The sequence below is a fragment of the Rhizobium sp. H4 genome (genome assembly GCF_003013335.1).
Taxonomy (GTDB): Bacteria; Pseudomonadota; Alphaproteobacteria; order Rhizobiales; family Rhizobiaceae; genus Rhizobium; species Rhizobium sophoriradicis.
Window position 1 is genome coordinate 67872 of sequence record NZ_PSOW01000012.1, and the last position, 16988, is coordinate 84859.

The window sequence follows — 16988 nt, forward strand, 5'->3', positions numbered from 1 at the left end:
TTGACAAGCAAGCGGCGCCAACGTTTACAAAACTTTACAAATTCACAGCGCCACTCTGTCAATCCTCGTCATCTTAACCTCTTTCCGGCTAGGAAATCAAAGGTTTTTCTGGTCATCCCGCACGATGTTGTCAATCTTGTCATCAACACCCCTGATTTAGGTTTTGCAGCGAGGAGATCAGCATGACCGATTTTTACAAACTTGTTCCCAATGCACCGGCGGGCCGCTTCGACGGCATCGAAAGGCCCTATTCGGCCGCCGATGTGCAGCGGCTCAGAGGCTCGGTGGCGCTGACCCACACGCTGGCCGAAATGGGGGCGGACCGGTTGTGGCGGCTGCTGCGCCAGGAGGATTTCGTCAATGCCCTCGGGGCGCTCTCCGGCAACCAGGCGATGCAGATGGTACGGGCCGGGCTGAAGGCAATCTATCTCTCCGGCTGGCAGGTGGCGGCCGACGCCAATACGGCATCGGCGATGTATCCCGATCAATCGCTCTATCCCGCCAATGCCGGGCCCGAGCTTGCCAAGCGCATCAACCGCACGCTGCAGCGCGCCGATCAGATCGAGACCTCGGAAGGCAACGGGCTTTCCGTCGACACCTGGTTCGCGCCGATCGTTGCCGATGCGGAAGCCGGCTTCGGCGGACCGCTCAACGCCTTCGAGATCATGAAGGCCTATATCGAGGCAGGTGCTGCCGGCGTGCATTTCGAGGACCAGCTCGCCTCGGAGAAGAAATGCGGCCATCTCGGCGGCAAGGTGCTGATCCCGACGGCCGCCCATATCCGCAATCTCGACGCCGCCCGGCTTGCCGCCGACGTCATGGGCGTGGCAACGCTGGTGATCGCCCGCACCGACGCGGAAGCGGCAAAGCTCTTGACCTCGGATATCGACGAGCGCGACCAGCCCTTCGTCGATTACGATGCCGGGCGCACGGTCGAAGGCTTCTACCAGGTCAGAAACGGCATCGAGCCGTGCATCGCCCGGGCCGTCGCCTACGCGCCGCATTGCGATCTGATCTGGTGCGAGACCTCCAAGCCGGATCTCGAGCAGGCGCGCAGCTTTGCCGAGGGCGTGCACAAGGTCCATCCCGGCAAGCTGCTCGCCTATAATTGCTCGCCTTCGTTCAATTGGAAGAAGAACCTCGACGAGGCGACGATCGCCAAGTTCCAGCGCGAACTCGGGGCGATGGGCTACAAGTTCCAGTTCATCACGCTCGCCGGCTTCCACCAGTTGAACTACGGCATGTACGAACTGGCGCGCGGCTACCGGCAGCGACAGATGTCGGCCTATTCCGAGCTGCAGGAGGCGGAATTCGCCGCAGAGGACTACGGCTATACCGCCACCAAACATCAGCGCGAGGTCGGCACCGGCTATTTCGACGCCGTGTCGCTCGCCATCACCGGCGGCCGCTCATCGACCACGGCGATGCACGATTCAACCGAACATGCGCAGTTCAAACCGGCTGCGGAATAACCCGAAGAGGAGGACAAGACCATGGCATCCATTTCACGCGTCCGGGAACGGGCCGAAGAGCAGACGACCAGCATGAGCGAGGATCAGCAGACGACGATCCGCATGCTCGCCAACGACCTGCACCGGCTGAACCAGTCGGTCATGAAAGCCGTCGAGGCCGGCGTTTCGGTCGAACTGGTGCGCTCGGCCCGTCATCACGGCGGCGACGGCAACTGGGGCGACCTGCTCATTCCGGTCGTCGTCACCAACCGGCACTGACCGGGACGGCCGACGCGGCCCGACTTTCAACCAAAGCGCCCGCGCATTCGATGAGTGTGCGGGCGCTTTGCCGTAAACATAAAATGCCCTGACGATCAGCCGCGGCTCGGCCGTTTTCCGGCGAAGAGATCGGCATAACTTCGGATGAGCTTGGTCATTCGGTCGGCAACCGTGCGGATTTCGGGGCGATGACGGTCCTCGGCATTCATGACGATCCATTGGCGGTGGCGCAATTCCGGCAACTCGCCGCCCTGGCGCTGCAGTTCCGGATGGAGATCGCCGACGAAGCAGGGAAGCACGGTCTTGCCGGCGCCGGCGCGCACCAGATCCGGCAGCGAACGCGGCCGATTGACGGTGGCGACGATCCCGGATGCTGCATGGGCGTGCGGCCAGCGCAGATAGGCCGAGATCGCCTCCTCCTCGCCGACGGCGATCCAGCGCTCGTCGGTCTCGGCGGCGTTGCGTCTGGCATAAACGGCATAGGCCACCTCGCCGAGCTGGCGGGCGGCCAGATTGCCCTCTTCCGGCTCGAAGGCGCGAATGCCGATATCGCTCTCACGATAGGCAAGGCTCGCCCGCGCCTCGCCGATGGAGAGAGCGATGGCGAAGGCATCCCCCGGCATACGGATTGCGGCGAAATTTTCGGTCAGCAGCCAAGCGAGCCAGGTGCCGGCGGTGATCCTGACCGTCGTGCCGCCCTCACCGGATTGGCGCCAGGCCTCCACCTTGCGGGCAGCAGCTTCCATTTCCTGAAGATGATCGAGCAGCGCCTGGCCATCCTGCGTCAGCCGATAACCGGTCTGGCTGCGCGAAAACAAGGCGCGGCCGACCTCCTGCTCGAGATCGAGCATGCGCCGGCCAACGGTCGCGGGACTGAGCCCGCTGGCAGCGCTTGCTCCCGTCAGGCCGCCGAGCCGGGCGACCTGCAGGAAAAGCTGATAGGAATCCCAATTCGCGTTTTTCATTGATGAAAAACATAGCGGGATTTTTCCTGTTTATGAAGAGAATTTTGAGGCCTAAATGACGTGATGTCTAACAGAAAGGACATCGCCATGTTCGACATGATCACCGTCGCCGGCGTCCACGGATACCGGCATTTCTCCAAGCCAAGCGGCTCCAAGGCGGATGAAGAGCGGTTCTATGCCGAGTACGGAGACAGCGGCATCATCCGCTTCGCCGCCTGGCTGACCTCGCTCGACCTCATTTTGAGGCGGGTCGCAGCGAACGGAAGGCGCCGCAGCATTGCGGCGCAATCCTGCGGCCGTCACGGCCTTGCTCCTCAGGCGACTTTCCTTGCGCCGAGGTGAGCGGTCGCCGGCTCTCCGCCGATGCGGAAACGCTCGATCAGTGTCATCAGCGTATCGGCTTCGCCGGCGAGCAGGCGGCTTGCCTGCGTCGTCTCGGCAACCATCGAGGCGTTCTTCTGGGTCATCTGGTCCATAGCGTTTACCGAACCGTTGACCTCCTGCAGCGCCGCTGACTGGTCGCGGCTGGCGGTGGCGATGGTCTCGACATGGCCGCTGATCGCGATGATTTCCTGGCTGATCGAGGCAAGAACGCTGCCGGTCTTCTGGACCAGCTCGGAGCCGGCCGTCACTTCGCGGCTGGATGTCTCGATCAGCGACTTGATCTCGCGCGCCGCATCGGCCGAACGCTGGGCAAGCTCACGAACCTCCTGGGCGACGACGGCAAAACCCTTGCCGGCCTCGCCGGCCCGCGCCGCCTCGATGCCGGCATTGAGCGCCAGAAGATTGGTCTGGAAGGCGATATCGTCGATCACCTCGATGATCTGTTCAATCCGCTGCGAAGCCTCTTCGATGCGCCCCATGGCAGCGACGGCATCGCCGACGACGGCGCCGGAATTGTCGGCCGTCTTCTTGGTCGCGGCGACGACGCTGTTGGCTTCACGGGCGCGCTCGGCGGAAGAGCGAACCGTGACGGTGATCTCTTCGACTGCGGCGGCGGTCTCCTCGAGGTTTGCCGCCTGCGCTTCGGTGCGTTTCGAAAGCTCATCGGCGGAAGCCGAGACGGCGCCGCTGTTGCGCTGGATCGTCGAGGCACTGTCGCGGATGCCGGAGAGCGTATCCTGCAGCCGCAGCAGCGAGGCGTTGAAATCGACGCGCAGCTGCTCCAGCCGGCCGACGAAAGGCGTGCCGATCGTTTGCGAGACATCACCCTGCGATAGACGCCCAAGGCCGGCGGCAAGCTGGTTGACGGCAAAGTCGATCTGGCCGTCGAGCGAACGCTTGTCGGCATCGTTCCTGGCGCGCTCGGCATCGCTGAGCGCGCGCTGTTCGGCCGCCTCGGTTTCCAGGTCGCGGCGGGCGCGGGCGCTGTCGCGGAAGAGCGAGAGGGCGCGGCCGATCTCGCCGAACTCGTTCTTCTTCTCGAGACAGGGGATCGCCCCTTCGAGATTGCCCGAGGAGATTGAGTGGACGCTCGCGGTCAGCGTCTGCAAAGGCTTAACCGACCAGCGGATCGCATAGAAGGCGAGAACACCGACGATGAGCATGACGACGGCGCCGATGCCGAGAACCAGGATCAGCAGCTCATTCATGCGCTGATAATAGAATTCCATCGGAATGCCGATGAAGAGAATGCCGACATTGGCGTTCGATGCGTTCTTGATCGGGAAGTAACCGGTCATGAATTCGCGGCCGAACAGTTGGGCCGGGCCGAAATAGGCTTCGCCCCGCGCCAGGACCTTCTGAGCCGGGTGCTCGGCTGCAAGCTTGGTGCCGACGGCGCGGTCGCCGTTTTCCTTCTTGACGTTGGTGGATATGCGGACGTAGTCGCCGCCCTGCTTCTGGAAGATCGTCGCAACGCCGGCAATCGACTGAGCGGTGCGGTCGACCAGCGAATGATCGGCAAGGGCCGGAATGGCCTCTTCGGTGACGGCAGAGAGCTTGTTGTCCTTGACCTCGACCTTGGCGGCCTGATCGGCCGCGCCGTAGAGGACGGCCATGGCGCGGGCGGCGTCCCTGGCGTCGGAGACGGCGCCATCCATCACATGGCCGCTCAGATTGTAATAGGTCACGCCGACAATCGCCGCCGTGCTGATCGCCAGCAGAAACAGCGTGATCGCAACGATCTGGCGGACGATGGATGTAGAGAAAAGGCGCGGCATCAAAACCCCCGGCGACACAACAAGGGCTAAATTAGAGGAAAAGCGTTAAGGAAAATTTTCCGTAAATCTGAATTGGCCGGGATAATAACCGCCCCGTTTTCGGACATTCCGATCGGCCTGCCAAGGCGGCCGATCGTGCCTTACCAATACGCAAACGGCCCCGGAAAACCGGGGCCGTCGAAACAATGGAAATCAAGCGCTGATCAGGCGGCGCGGTAGACCCGCGCTTCACCCACCCCGCCGTCGATCTTGAACTGCTGGATGAGGCGGCGCAGCGCATCGGCCTCGTCGGCCAGTTCGCGGCTGGCGGCGGTCGTCTCCTCGACCATGGCGGCGTTCTTCTGCGTCATCTGGTCCATCTGGTTGACGGTCGAGTTGACGCTCTGCAACGCGTTGGACTGGTCGTGGCTGGCGCGGGCGATCATCTCGACATGCTGGCTGATCGTGACGATTTGGGCGCTGATCTTGGCGAGCACCGTGCCGGTCTCCTGCACGAATTGTGAGCCGGAGCTGACCTCGTTGGTCGACTTGTTAATCAGTCCCTTGATCTCCTGCGCCGCGGCGGCGGAGCGCTGGGCGAGTTCCCGGACTTCCATGGCGACGACGGCGAAACCCTTGCCGGCCTCGCCGGCGCGCGCCGCCTCGATGCCGGCGTTGAGCGCCAGCAAGTTGGTCTGGAAGGCGATCTCGTCGATGACGCCGATGATCTGCTCGATCTGGCGCGCGGCATCCTCGATGCGGCCCATTGCGTCGATCGCATTGCTGACGACGACGGCGGAATCGTCGGCGCTGCGCTTGGCCTGCCGGACGATCTGGTCGGCATCCTTGGCGCGTTCGGCCGACGAGCGCACCGTGACGGTGATCTGATCGACGGCAGCCGCCGTCTCTTCGAGCGAAGCCGCCTGTTGTTCGGTGCGCTTGGAGAGATCTTCGGCCGACTGGGCCATCTGGTTGCCGTTGCCCTGGATCAGTTCGACATTGTCGCGGATCTGGCTCATCGTTGCCTGCAGGCGCAGCATCGAACCGTTGAAGTCCTGACGCAACTGTTCGAGGCGGCCGATGAAGGGCGTTTCGATCGTCGTCGAGATATCGCCCTGCGACATGCGTTCGAGGCCGGCGGCAAGCGCGTTGACGGCAAATTCGATCTGCCGGTCCATCTCGCGCTTTTCGGCGTCGTTGCGCTGGCGCTCGTGTTCGGCGGCGGCGCGTTCCTCGTCGCTCTGCTCCTCGATGCGGATCTTCGAGATGGCATTCTCCTTGAAGATGCCGAGCGCGCGGGCCATGTCGCCGATTTCGTCGTAGCGCTGCTCGCCTGAAATCCTGGTATCCAGCGACCCTTCGGCGATGCGGCGCATGGCGGCCGTGATCTGGCTGATCGGGCGCTGCAGCGTCAGCACCAGGGCGATGCCGCCGAGGATCGACAGCAAGATGCCGAGACCGGTGGTGAGCACCGAGATGCTGTTTGCCTGGGTGCGCTCGGTGCCGGCCGTCTGTTTCTGCAGCTCGGCGAAATCGGTCAGCTTCGTCCAGATCTGGTCGAGTTCCTGGCGGGCGGCGGCATAGGCCGAGACGCGCTCACCGATCGTATCGACGATCTTCGAGCCACCGCCGGAAATGGCGTCGAGGGCCGGCTGGATCGCGCCGGAGATGCCTTCGGCAAAGCCCATGCCCTTGGCGCTGGTGGTCAGAACCTGCATGTCCTTGCCGAGCGTGCCGGCCTGCTGCTGCAGGCGCACGAGATTATCCTTGCTCGAATTGGAGAGGAAGTCGGACAGCACGATCTGCAGCGCATAGACGGAATTTTCCAGGCGCCGCGTGTCCTGAAGGACGGAGTTGGTCTGGGCGATGCGGCCCTCGAGCTCGGCGAAGCGCTGGGTTGCCTCGCGCATCTTCTGCGTCGCGGTGAGCTGCGTATAGGTCGAGGTCTGGCGGAAGCGGGAGACGAGACGGCCGAGTTCGGCGACGTTCTCGTCGGTCGGCGCGGGCATCTGGGCAATCGCCTTGATGCTGTCGATCGTCGCCGCCAGGGCGTCGATGACGTTCTTCTGGTTGGTTGGGACCGAAATGGCGATCAGACGCTGGGCCTTGATGATCTCCGGCATCTGCTCGTTGATGAAGGCGATCTTGTCCTGCGGCGTCTGCGGCTTGCTGAAGCCGCTGGCGACTGTGCCGAGGAAATCGCCGCCCTTCAGCAGGCGGTCGGCGGTGCGAAGAGTGACGGTGGCAGCACTCTCATCGCGCTGGAGCGCGGTCTGCAATTCCTCGGCCTGGTAGGAGACCGTGAAGCGGGTGCTGATCAGGCTCTTCTGCGCTGCGTCGATCTGCTCGTGCAGCGCGACTTCCTGCTCATGCAGGGCCCAGAGCTTGTCGACGACGCCCGATATATCCTTGGTACGGCTCGAGGCTTCCGCAAGGCTGTCGCGGCCGGCAGCCTCTTCGCCCACCTGGTTCAGCGTCTGGTCGAGCACGCCCTGCTGAGTCTTCAGATCGGTGAGCAGCTTGTCGCGCGCCTGCTGACTGGTAATGCGCAGGAAATCGTCCATCGAACCGTAGAGATCCTTGAACCCGCTCAGCGACTGCAGCACGCTGTTGGAGATTTCCATGCGGCCCTGCAGAAGTCCGGAAGCATAAAGGCCCGTCAGGCCCACCGCCGAAATGGTCACAACGAAGGGCAGAACGAAGATCAGAACCTTCGTCTTGATCCTGAAGCGGGAAAGAATCTTGTCAATCAACATGGCGTTCCGGGCCTTTCATACACAACTCCTCCCGCGGGCAGCCATCAGGCGCGCCAGCCGAGTGCACATCGAGCTATTCTTTTTACATCGGGGGACCCGGAAGCCAGGCGGCAGTCATTGCCGGTTCATGTCCAAGCAAGTTGGAGATGCCCAAATAACGCGGGCAATTGTGTCAGCTTAGGTATTAATTTTCGGATAAGCGGTGACGGCGGGTTCCGCCAAGACGGTGAAATAGTTGCAATTTAGGCGCCACAGGACCGCGATGCCGCGATCGAAAGGCGCCAAGGTTACTTTCAGATGCGAGGACAGGTCAGAGGAGGTGCGCGAGCAACAGCGCCAGGCTGGCGGCTGTGGCGCCGGCTGCGAGCATCAAATATCGCAGGACGGCCATCCTGATGTCAGGCTTTGCCTGGGTGATTGCGATGGCGCGGGCGCGTCGTGCGTTTCTGGTCATGCTCGAACCTCACTCTTCTGACACAACAATCCATCAAAACGGCTTGCGGGTAAAGCTTAATCTAGGAAGAGCTTTGCAAACCGCCAATTGAGACAGGATGGCGCACCTCTCTTAAGAAGTCTTGAATCGTATTGCTAATATATGCGGCAGCAGTTCCGCCGATATGCAGGCAGCGAAAGCTTCAGGCGCATTCGCCCGCGGCAAATCCCGAGGCCCAGGCCCATTGGAAATTATAGCCGCCGAGCCAGCCGGTGACGTCGACGCATTCGCCGATGAAATAGAGGCCGGGCACGGCCTTGGCCTCCATGCTGCGTGAGTCGAGCGCAGCCGTATCGATGCCCCCGAGCGTCACTTCGGCGGTGCGATAGCCTTCAGAACCGGAAGGCTTGACCGCAAAGTTCTGGGCGCTCGCGGCAAGACGCAGCAGCGCCTTGTCGGCTAGGTCGGCCATATTACCTGAGATCTTTTCGCGCTCGACGAGAAACTGCGCCAGCCGCTTCGGCAGGATCTCGCCAAGCGCGGTCTGGGCCGACTGGCGGCCGTTCAGCTGCTTTGCCCTCTTCAGCTGCGCGGCGATGTCGATATCCGGTTCGATGGCAAGGACGATCTCGTCGCCTTCGCGCCAATAGGAGGAGATCTGCAGGATGGCAGGTCCGCTCAAGCCGCGATGGGTAAACAGCAGTGCTTCGCGGAAGGCTGTCTTGCCATGGCGGATTTCGGCCGGAGCGGAAATGCCGGCAAGCGGCGCAATGCTTGCGAGCAGGCCCGGATCGAGCGTCAGCGGCACCAGAGCCGGGCGGGTTTCGAGCACGGCCAGGCCGAACTGCTCGGCGAGGCGATAGGCAAAGCCGGTGGCTCCCATCTTCGGGATCGATTTGCCGCCGGTGGCGACGATCACAGATGCGGCTTCGTAAACCCCGTCGCCGGTCGAGACGCGGAAACCCGTCTCCAGCCTTTCGACGGCCGATATATCGGTGCCGAGCTGCAGCACCGCGCCGACGGCGCGCATCTCGTCCAAGAGCATGCGGATGATGTCCTTGGCACTGTCGTCGCAGAACAGCTGGCCCAGCGTCTTTTCATGCCAGGCAATTCGGTGCCGCTCGACCATGGCGATGAAATCGGCAGGCGTGAAACGGGCAAGCGCCGACTTGCAGAAATGCGGATTGGCGGACAGAAAATTCTTCGGCCCGGCATGGATATTGGTGAAATTGCAGCGGCCGCCGCCGGAGATGCGGATCTTCTCGCCGGGCGCTCGCGCATGGTCGAGAACCAAGACCGAGCGACCGCGTTTTCCCGCGCGGATGGCCGCCATCATGCCCGCCGCCCCGGCGCCGATGACGATGACGTCGCTTTTGCGCTGCAAACCCGTTTCCTTAATCAAATTCGGCGTCTTCTTTTCCATCGAAGAGCGAAAGTCAACGTTCTCGACCTCTCGCCAATTGGCAAAGTCCGGCTATGATGGCGCCAAGATCAACCAAACCGGTGTGTCATGTCCCCAAAAAAGACGACGCTGAAGCCTGCCAGAACCGTACCCGCCTCGACGAAAACTCCCCCGGAACCCGGATCCCTGCGCGGCGTTGCGAACTGGAAGGAAGCGGCGCAGTGGCTGAGAGCCAGGGGCATCGAAGACATCGAATGCATCACGCCCGACCTTGCCGGCGTGCCGCGCGGCAAGATGATGCCGAGTTCGAAATTCACCTCCAACACCTCGCTGGCGCTGCCTTCCGCGATCTACCGGCACACGATTTCCGGCGAGTACCCGGAAGAGACGGAGAGCTTCCGCTACGAGCCGCGCGACAGCGACCTGAAGCTGATGCCCGATCTTTCGACGCTTTCGGTCGTGCCCTGGGAGAGTGACCCGACGGCGCAGGTGATCTGCGACATCGTCGATTCGGACGGCGGCGAAGTGCCCTATACGCCGCGCAACGTGCTGAAGCGGATCATGAGCCTTTATCACGACCGCGGCTGGAAGCCGATCGTTGCGCCCGAGATCGAATTCTACCTGGTCGCCAAGAATGACGACCCCGACTATCCGCTGCATCCGCCGAAGGGCCGCTCCGGCCGCTCGATCCTCGGCGGCCAGGGTTATTCGATCGCCGGCATCAACGAATTCGACGAATTGATCGACGACATCTACCATTTCTCGGAGAAACAGGGGCTGGAGATCGACACGCTGATCCATGAAGAGGGACCGGCCCAGCTCGAAATCAACCTGCGCCACGGCAATCCGATCGAGCTTGCCGACCAGGTGTTTCTGTTCAAGCGCACGATCCGCGAGGCGGCCTTAAAACACGACATCTATGCGACCTTCATGGCCAAGCCGATGCAGGGCCAGCCGGGGTCGGCAATGCATATCCACCAGTCGGTGGTCAATATCGAGACGGGCCGGAACGTCTTCTCCAATGCGGATGGATCGGCATCGAAGGAATTCTTCCACTTCATCGGCGGTATGCAGAAATTCGTGCCGAGCGCGCTGGCGATGCTTGCCCCTTACGTGAATTCCTACCGGCGCCTGCAGCCGGACATGTCCTGCCCTGTCAACAATGCCTGGGGTTACGACAACCGGACCACCGCCTTCCGTGTCCCGGTGTCCGATCCGCAGGCACGCCGGGTGGAAAACCGGCTGCCGAGTTCGGACGCCAATCCCTATCTGGCGCTCGCCGCCTCGCTCGCTTCCGGCCTGCTCGGCATCATGAAGCAGATCGAGCCGACGGCGCCGACGGAGGATTCTGCCAATGAGGGCTCGATCGACCTGCCGCGCGGCCTCTTGGAAGCGGTGGCGCTGATGGAGGATGAGCCCGCCTTCGAAGAGGTGTTCGGCAAGCAGTTCATCGGCCTTTATGCCGGCGTCAAGCGCGGCGAGTTCGAGACCTTCATGCAGGTGATCAGCCCCTGGGAGCGGGAATTCCTTCTGCTCAACGTGTGAGGGATAGGATGGCATCTGATGAGATGTGGCAAAGCCCGATCGCGCCCGGGCTATCCTGGTATCAGGCCTCCGTCGGCGAGCGGCCGACCTATGCCGCTCTCGACGGCTCGAGAACATGCGACGTCGCCATCATCGGCGGTGGCTATACCGGTCTGCAGGCCGCCTATCGCTTGGCCAAGTCAGGCGTTTCTGTGGTGCTGATCGAGGCCTGGCGCTTCGGCGACGGGGCGTCCGGGCGCAATGGCGGACAGCTCGGGACCGGCCAGCGATGGTGGCCGGAAGAGCTGGAGGAAAAGATCGGCTATGAACGCTCGAAGGCGCTGTTTAACGTTGCCGAGGCGGCCAAGCACCATCTTCTCGATTTCGCTCGGGACCATCGGATCGAGATCGATTATGTGCCCGGCCAGCTCAACGTCGCGCACAAGGCAAGCTATGAACGCGACTATCGCGAGAATGCCGAAATCGCCGCGCGGCGGTACGACTATCCGCACATCAGCTTTATGGACAAGAAAGAGACGCAGGAGCGGCTCGGCTCGAAGCGTTTTTATTGCGGTGTGCGCGATGTCGGCACCGGCCACATCCATCCGCTGAAACTGCTCGTCGGGCTGGCGCGGGTGGCCGCCGATGCGGGGGCTGCCATCTTCGAGATGACGCCGGCAAAGGCGATCCGCCAGGGCGGCGGCAAGGTGACGGTCGAAACCGAAAGGGGCACGATCACCGCCGATCGGGCGCTGATTGCCTGCGACGGGCATATCGACGGCCTCGAACCGGTGACGGCAAGCCATGTCATGCCGATCCGCTCCTTCATCGGCGCCACCGCCCCGCTCGATAAACATCCCGAAGTGCTGCCGGGCGGCGAGGCCGTCGCCGATTCGCGCTTCGTCGTGCGTTATTTCCGCCGATTCGAAGGCCGTCTGCTGTTCGGCGGACGCGAGGCTTATACGGCCGACAATCCGCGAGACATTTCGCAGCATATCCGCCGACAGATCGGCGAAATCTATCCCGCCCTGAAAGACATCGAAATCACCCATGCCTGGGGCGGCAGCGTCGGCATCACCATGCCACGCCAGCTCTTCGTGCGAGAGGTGATGCCCGGCGTCACCTCGATCGGCGGTTATTCCGGCCATGGCGTCATGCTGTCAAACTACTGTGGCAAGCTCTATGCGGAAATGGTTGTTGGCAAATCCGGCGATCTGGATCTGTTCAAATCGCTCGATATTCCGGCCTTTCCCGGTGGAGCCCGTATGCGAGCGCCGCTGCTTTTCCTCGCCTTGTCGTGGTTTGCGCTTCGCGACAAGTTTTAGTCCGATTGCGGATTTCCTCTCATGGAAATTCGCTTTAAAACCGGTGCCTGACAGATTCATTGCACTGCACACTGGCTTTTTTAAATCGATTAGATTAAAAGGGCCGCCAACCAGCCTGATTGAGAGACCAAGCTCATGAGCAGCCAGATCATTCCCGTTGAGCCTTTTGATTACGTCGTCTTCGGCGGCAGCGGCGACCTTGCCGAACGCAAGTTGCTGCCGGCCCTCTATCACCGCCAGATCGAAGGCCAGTTTGGCGAACCGACCAGGGTGATCGGCGCTTCGCGCAGCCCGCTGACGCACGAGGAATACCGCAAATTCGCCCGCGACGCGCTGCAGGAACACCTGAAGAAGGGCGAATATGACGAGAATGAAGTCGAGAAGTTCTGCGCCCGCCTTTATTACGTTTCGGTGGATGCCCGCTCCGACAGCGGCTGGGATCAGCTGAAGAAGCTGCTCGACGAAAGCAAGGATCGGGTGCGCGCCTTCTATTTGGCGGTCGCACCCGGCATCTTCGGCGACATTTCGCAGAAGATCTCCGACCATAAGCTGATTACCAAATCGACCCGCATCGTCGTCGAAAAGCCGATCGGCCGCGACCTCGCCTCGGCGCTGCAGCTCAACGACATGATCGGCCGGGCCTTCAAGGAAGAGCAGATCTTCCGCATCGACCACTATCTCGGCAAGGAAACGGTGCAGAACCTGATGGCGCTGCGCTTTGCCAATGCGCTCTACGAGCCGCTGTGGAATGCCAACTACATCGATCACGTGCAGATCACTGTGGCCGAATCGGTCGGCCTCGAGGGCCGCGCAGGCTATTACGATACGGCGGGCGCGCTGCGCGACATGGTGCAGAACCACATTCTGCAGCTGCTCTGCCTGACGGCGATGGAAGTGCCCTCGTCGATGGATTCGGAAGCCGTTCGCGACGAGAAGCTGAAGGTGCTGCGGGCGCTGAAGCCGCTCGATGCCTCGAATGTCGAGCAGGCGACGGTGCGCGGCCAGTATCGCGCCGGCGCCTCGGGCAGCGGCCCGGTCAAGGGCTATCTCGAAGAGCTCGAAGGCGGCGTCTCCAACACCGAGACCTTCGTCGCCATCAAGGCCGAGATCAACAATTGGCGCTGGGCCGGCGTTCCCTTCTACATCAGAACCGGCAAGCGGCTTACCGGGCGCATGTCCGAGATCGTCATCACCTTCAAGTCGATCCCGCATGCGATCTTCGATCAGGCCGCCGGCCGCATCAGCCAGAACCAGCTGATCATCCGCCTGCAGCCGGACGAGGGCGTCAAGCAGTCGCTGATGATCAAGGACCCGGGTCCGGGCGGCATGCGCCTGCGCAACGTTTCGCTCGACATGAGCTTCGCCCAGGCCTTCAACGTTCGCAATCCCGACGCCTATGAACGCCTGCTGATGGACGTGATCCGCTCCAACCAGACATTGTTCATGCGCCGCGACGAAGTCGAGGCAGCATGGAGATGGGTCGACCCGATCCTCAAAGGTTGGGAAACCACCGGCCAGCAGGTGCAGGGCTATACGGCCGGCACCTGGGGCCCGAGCCAGGCCATCGCGCTGATCGAGCGCGACGGCCGCACCTGGCATGACGATATCTAGGACGACATCGATGGCATCGACCATGCATTCCTTCGCCAGCCCCGCAGATCTCGCCGGCAGCCTCGCCGACAAGGTCGCCGACACGCTTTCGGCGGCGATCGCCGCCCGTGGCGCCGCCTCCATCGCCGTTTCCGGCGGCTCGACGCCAAAGGCCTTCTTCCAGGCGCTGTCGACACGCGACATCGCCTGGGACAAGGTGACGATCACGCTGGTTGACGAACGCTTCGTGCCAGCCGACAATACCCGCTCGAACCATCTGCTGGTCGATGCCAATCTCTTGCAGGACAAGGCAAAGGCGGCGCGGTTCGTGCCGCTTTACCAGCCGGCAGCCTCGGTCGAGGAGGCGGCAAGGCTGGCGACGGAAAAAAGCGCCGAGATCGGTATCCCCTTCGATGTGGTCATCCTCGGCATGGGCGGCGACGGCCACACGGCCTCGTTCTTTCCCGGCGGCAGCAATCTTGCCGAGGCGCTCGATGCCTCGACGCCGCGCGGCGTCATCACCATGGAGGCAGAAGGAGCCGGCGAGCCGCGCCTGACTTTCACCTTCTCCAGTCTTCAGGATGCGGCACTGCTGGTTCTCCATATCGAGGGCGAAGGCAAAAAAGACGTTCTCGCCAAGGCGGAAGGCAGCGGTGACGAGGCAGACATGCCGATCCGCGCCGTTCTGCGCCGGGCCACTTCCCCGGTCGAGATCTACTGGGCTCCCTGATACGGCCTGACGGCCGCCGGAGCCGGCGAACACATTGAGACGAACCAGAACAAGGCAGGGATCTTCCATGTCCGCTCACGCACGCATTGCTGCGATCACCAACCGCATCGTCGAACGCTCGAAGCCGACCCGCGAGCGCTATCTGGAACGGCTGCGCGCCGCCGCCTCGAAGGGCGTGCAACGCTCGGTGCTCGGCTGCGCCAACCTCGCCCATGGCTTTGCGGTCTGTTCCCCCGCCGAGAAGGACGCGCTTGCCGGCGACCGCATTCCGAATCTCGGCATCATCACTGCCTATAACGACATGCTCTCGGCCCACCAGCCGTTCGAGACCTATCCCGCAATCATCCGTGAGGCCGCCGCCGAAGCAGGCGGCGTCGCCCAGGTGGCAGGCGGCGTGCCTGCCATGTGCGACGGCGTCACCCAGGGGCAGCCGGGCATGGAGCTGTCGCTCTTTTCGCGCGACCTGATCGCCATGGCCGCAGGCGTCGGCCTGTCGCACAATATGTTCGATGCCGCCCTCTTCCTCGGCGTCTGCGACAAGATCGTTCCCGGCCTCGTCATCGCGGCGCTCTCCTTCGGGCATCTGCCGTCGATCTTCGTTCCGGCCGGGCCGATGACCACAGGCCTGCCGAACGACGAGAAGTCGCGGGTGCGTCAGCTCTTTGCCGAGGGCAAGGTCGGCCGCGCCGAGCTCCTGGAGGCGGAATCGAAATCCTATCACGGCCCCGGCACCTGCACCTTCTACGGCACCGCCAATTCCAACCAGATGCTGATGGAGATCATGGGCTTCCATATGCCGGGCTCCTCCTTCATCAATCCCGGCACGCCGCTGCGCGAAGCGCTGACACGCGAGGCCGCCAAGCGGGCGCTGGCGATCACCGCGCTCGGCAACGAATTCACGCCGGCCGGCGAGATGATCGACGAACGCTCGGTCGTCAACGGTGTCGTCGGCCTGCATGCGACCGGCGGCTCGACCAACCACACGCTGCACCTCGTCGCCATGGCGCGGGCAGCCGGCATCCAGCTCACCTGGCAGGACATCGCCGAGCTTTCCGAAATCGTGCCGCTGCTGGCCCGCGTCTATCCGAACGGGCTTGCCGACGTGAACCATTTCCAGGCGGCCGGCGGCATGGGCTTCCTGATCAAGGAACTCCTGAAGCACGGCCTGGTGCATGACGACGTACGCACCGTCTTCGGCCAGGGCCTCCAGGCCTATACGGTCGATGCCCGCCTCGGCGAAAACCGCGGCGTGTTGCGCGAGCCGTCGCCGGAGAAGAGCCATGATCCGAAGGTGCTCTCCAGCATCGAGACGCCGTTCCAGGCGAATGGCGGGCTGAAGATGCTGCGCGGCAATCTCGGCAAGGCGGTCATCAAGATCTCCGCCGTCAAGCCGGAGCGCCACATTATCGAGGCGCCGGCGATCGTCTTCCACAGCCAGCAGGAACTGCAGGACGCCTTCAAGGAAGGCAAGCTCAACCGCGATTTCGTCGCCGTCGTGCGCTTCCAGGGCCCAAAGGCGAACGGCATGCCGGAACTGCACAAGCTGACGCCGCCGCTCGGCGTGCTGCAGGATCGCGGCTTCCGCGTGGCGCTTCTGACCGACGGGCGCATGTCCGGCGCATCCGGCAAGGTGCCGGCGGCGATCCACGTCACGCCGGAAGCGGTCGACGGCGGCCCGATCGCCCGCATCAAGAACGGCGACATCATTCGCCTGGACGCGATCAAGGGCACGCTGGAAGTGCTCGTCGATGCGGCCGACATGGCCGAGCGCGAGCCGGTGACCGTCGATCTCTCCGACAATGAATTCGGCATGGGCCGCGAGCTCTTCGCGCCGTTCCGCCGCGCCGTCGGCGCTTCGGACCAAGGGGCGAGCGTTCTCTTCCACTGAACGTAACCAACGCAAATAAGCAAAAACCCGCGAGACGCGAAACGTCCCGCGGGTTTTTGCTATTGGCAGTCCCGATCTATCCGTCAGGCGCGGATGTCGAGAACATAGTCCTTGTGCGCCGGATGCGTGCTGTAGACGAAGATCTTGTTCAGCTCCTTCTGCGTCAGCAGGCGCAGGAAGCGGACTTCGATCGTATTGTTGGCATTCACCTTCATCAGCAGGCAGCCGACCTTGGTGATGCGGGCATCCGGAATGTCCAGATAGAACTGCTTCGGCAGGTTGAACTGGGTGAGAATCGCGAGCGTCGCGCTGCTCATCGAAATCCGGACGATGTCGCAACGGCGCGAAGCCGCGTGCATGACGCCCTTTTCCGTATATTCGATGCGCGCGGCATTCATCGTGTCCTCCATTTTGAACCGCGCCTCGCGGTCGTACATGAAGGATTCTTCCTTGCTCAGGAAATGAGACCTTGGCTGTGACGGATTGGAAGCGGCCACTTGCTTA

General features: G+C 62.7%; 14 protein-coding genes. 8 read left to right on the top strand and 6 right to left on the bottom strand.

The genetic code is table 11. The features are described from left to right. Positions 1-182: 182 nt before the first annotated feature. Entirely contained in the window at positions 183-1472 is a 1290-nt protein-coding gene (aceA, locus tag C4N04_RS19315; protein ID WP_077992488.1) for an isocitrate lyase, read from the top strand. Between the two features lie 21 nt (positions 1473-1493). After that, a complete protein-coding gene (locus tag C4N04_RS19320; RefSeq protein WP_004673767.1) occupies positions 1494-1730 on the top strand; it encodes a hypothetical protein in 237 nt (78 codons plus the stop codon). Positions 1731-1825: 95 nt separating this feature from the next. Here C4N04_RS19320 and C4N04_RS19325 read toward each other — a convergent pair whose 3' ends face one another. Then, positions 1826-2695, bottom strand: a complete 870-nt coding sequence (locus tag C4N04_RS19325; protein ID WP_106796788.1) for a LysR family transcriptional regulator — start codon at positions 2693-2695, stop codon at positions 1826-1828. A gap of 87 nt (positions 2696-2782) precedes the next feature. Here C4N04_RS19325 and C4N04_RS19330 point away from each other — a divergent pair, with 87 nt between their 5' ends. Further along, entirely contained in the window at positions 2783-3037 is a 255-nt protein-coding gene (locus tag C4N04_RS19330) for a hypothetical protein (RefSeq protein ID WP_199852488.1), read from the top strand. Here the strand turns inward: C4N04_RS19330 and C4N04_RS19335 are convergent. From C4N04_RS19335 to C4N04_RS19345, 4 genes are all read right to left on the bottom strand, one after another. Then, entirely contained in the window at positions 3010-4857 is a 1848-nt protein-coding gene (locus tag C4N04_RS19335; RefSeq protein WP_106796790.1) for a methyl-accepting chemotaxis protein, read from the bottom strand. The two genes, C4N04_RS19330 and C4N04_RS19335, sit on opposite strands and share 28 nt — an antisense overlap. A 203-nt stretch (positions 4858-5060) precedes the next feature. Further along, complete coding sequence (locus C4N04_RS19340) at positions 5061-7592, bottom strand: HAMP domain-containing methyl-accepting chemotaxis protein (RefSeq protein WP_106796791.1); 2532 nt, start codon at positions 7590-7592, stop codon at positions 5061-5063. Positions 7593-7902: 310 nt separating this feature from the next. After that, complete coding sequence (locus tag C4N04_RS31895; protein ID WP_170961360.1) at positions 7903-8046, bottom strand: hypothetical protein; 144 nt, start codon at positions 8044-8046, stop codon at positions 7903-7905. A 181-nt stretch (positions 8047-8227) separates the two neighbouring features. Further along, positions 8228-9448: an NAD(P)/FAD-dependent oxidoreductase gene (locus C4N04_RS19345; protein WP_106796792.1), complete on the bottom strand. Its 1221-nt coding sequence runs from the start codon at positions 9446-9448 to the stop codon at positions 8228-8230. An 87-nt stretch (positions 9449-9535) separates the two neighbouring features. On the opposite strand from C4N04_RS19345, the gene C4N04_RS19350 reads away from it, so the two are divergent. From C4N04_RS19350 to edd, 5 genes are all read left to right on the top strand, one after another. Beyond that, complete coding sequence (locus tag C4N04_RS19350; protein ID WP_038686957.1) at positions 9536-10972, top strand: glutamine synthetase family protein; 1437 nt, start codon at positions 9536-9538, stop codon at positions 10970-10972. Between the two features lie 8 nt (positions 10973-10980). Next, complete coding sequence (locus C4N04_RS19355; protein ID WP_106796793.1) at positions 10981-12276, top strand: FAD-binding oxidoreductase; 1296 nt, start codon at positions 10981-10983, stop codon at positions 12274-12276. Between the two features lie 135 nt (positions 12277-12411). Continuing rightward, the gene (gene zwf / locus C4N04_RS19360; RefSeq protein WP_038686952.1) at positions 12412-13887 is read left to right on the top strand and encodes a glucose-6-phosphate dehydrogenase; all 1476 of its coding nucleotides are present in this window, start codon (positions 12412-12414) and stop codon (positions 13885-13887) included. A 10-nt stretch (positions 13888-13897) separates the two neighbouring features. Then, positions 13898-14596 (top strand): 6-phosphogluconolactonase, encoded by a 699-nt coding sequence (pgl, locus tag C4N04_RS19365; RefSeq protein ID WP_106796794.1) that lies wholly within the window; start codon positions 13898-13900, stop codon positions 14594-14596. Positions 14597-14663: 67 nt separating this feature from the next. After that, a complete protein-coding gene (gene edd, locus C4N04_RS19370) occupies positions 14664-16484 on the top strand; it encodes a phosphogluconate dehydratase (RefSeq protein ID WP_106796795.1) in 1821 nt (606 codons plus the stop codon). 83 nt (positions 16485-16567) lie between these two features. Here edd and C4N04_RS19375 read toward each other — a convergent pair whose 3' ends face one another. Beyond that, the gene (locus tag C4N04_RS19375; protein WP_009996042.1) at positions 16568-16921 is read right to left on the bottom strand and encodes a hypothetical protein; all 354 of its coding nucleotides are present in this window, start codon (positions 16919-16921) and stop codon (positions 16568-16570) included. Positions 16922-16988 lie beyond the last annotated feature (67 nt).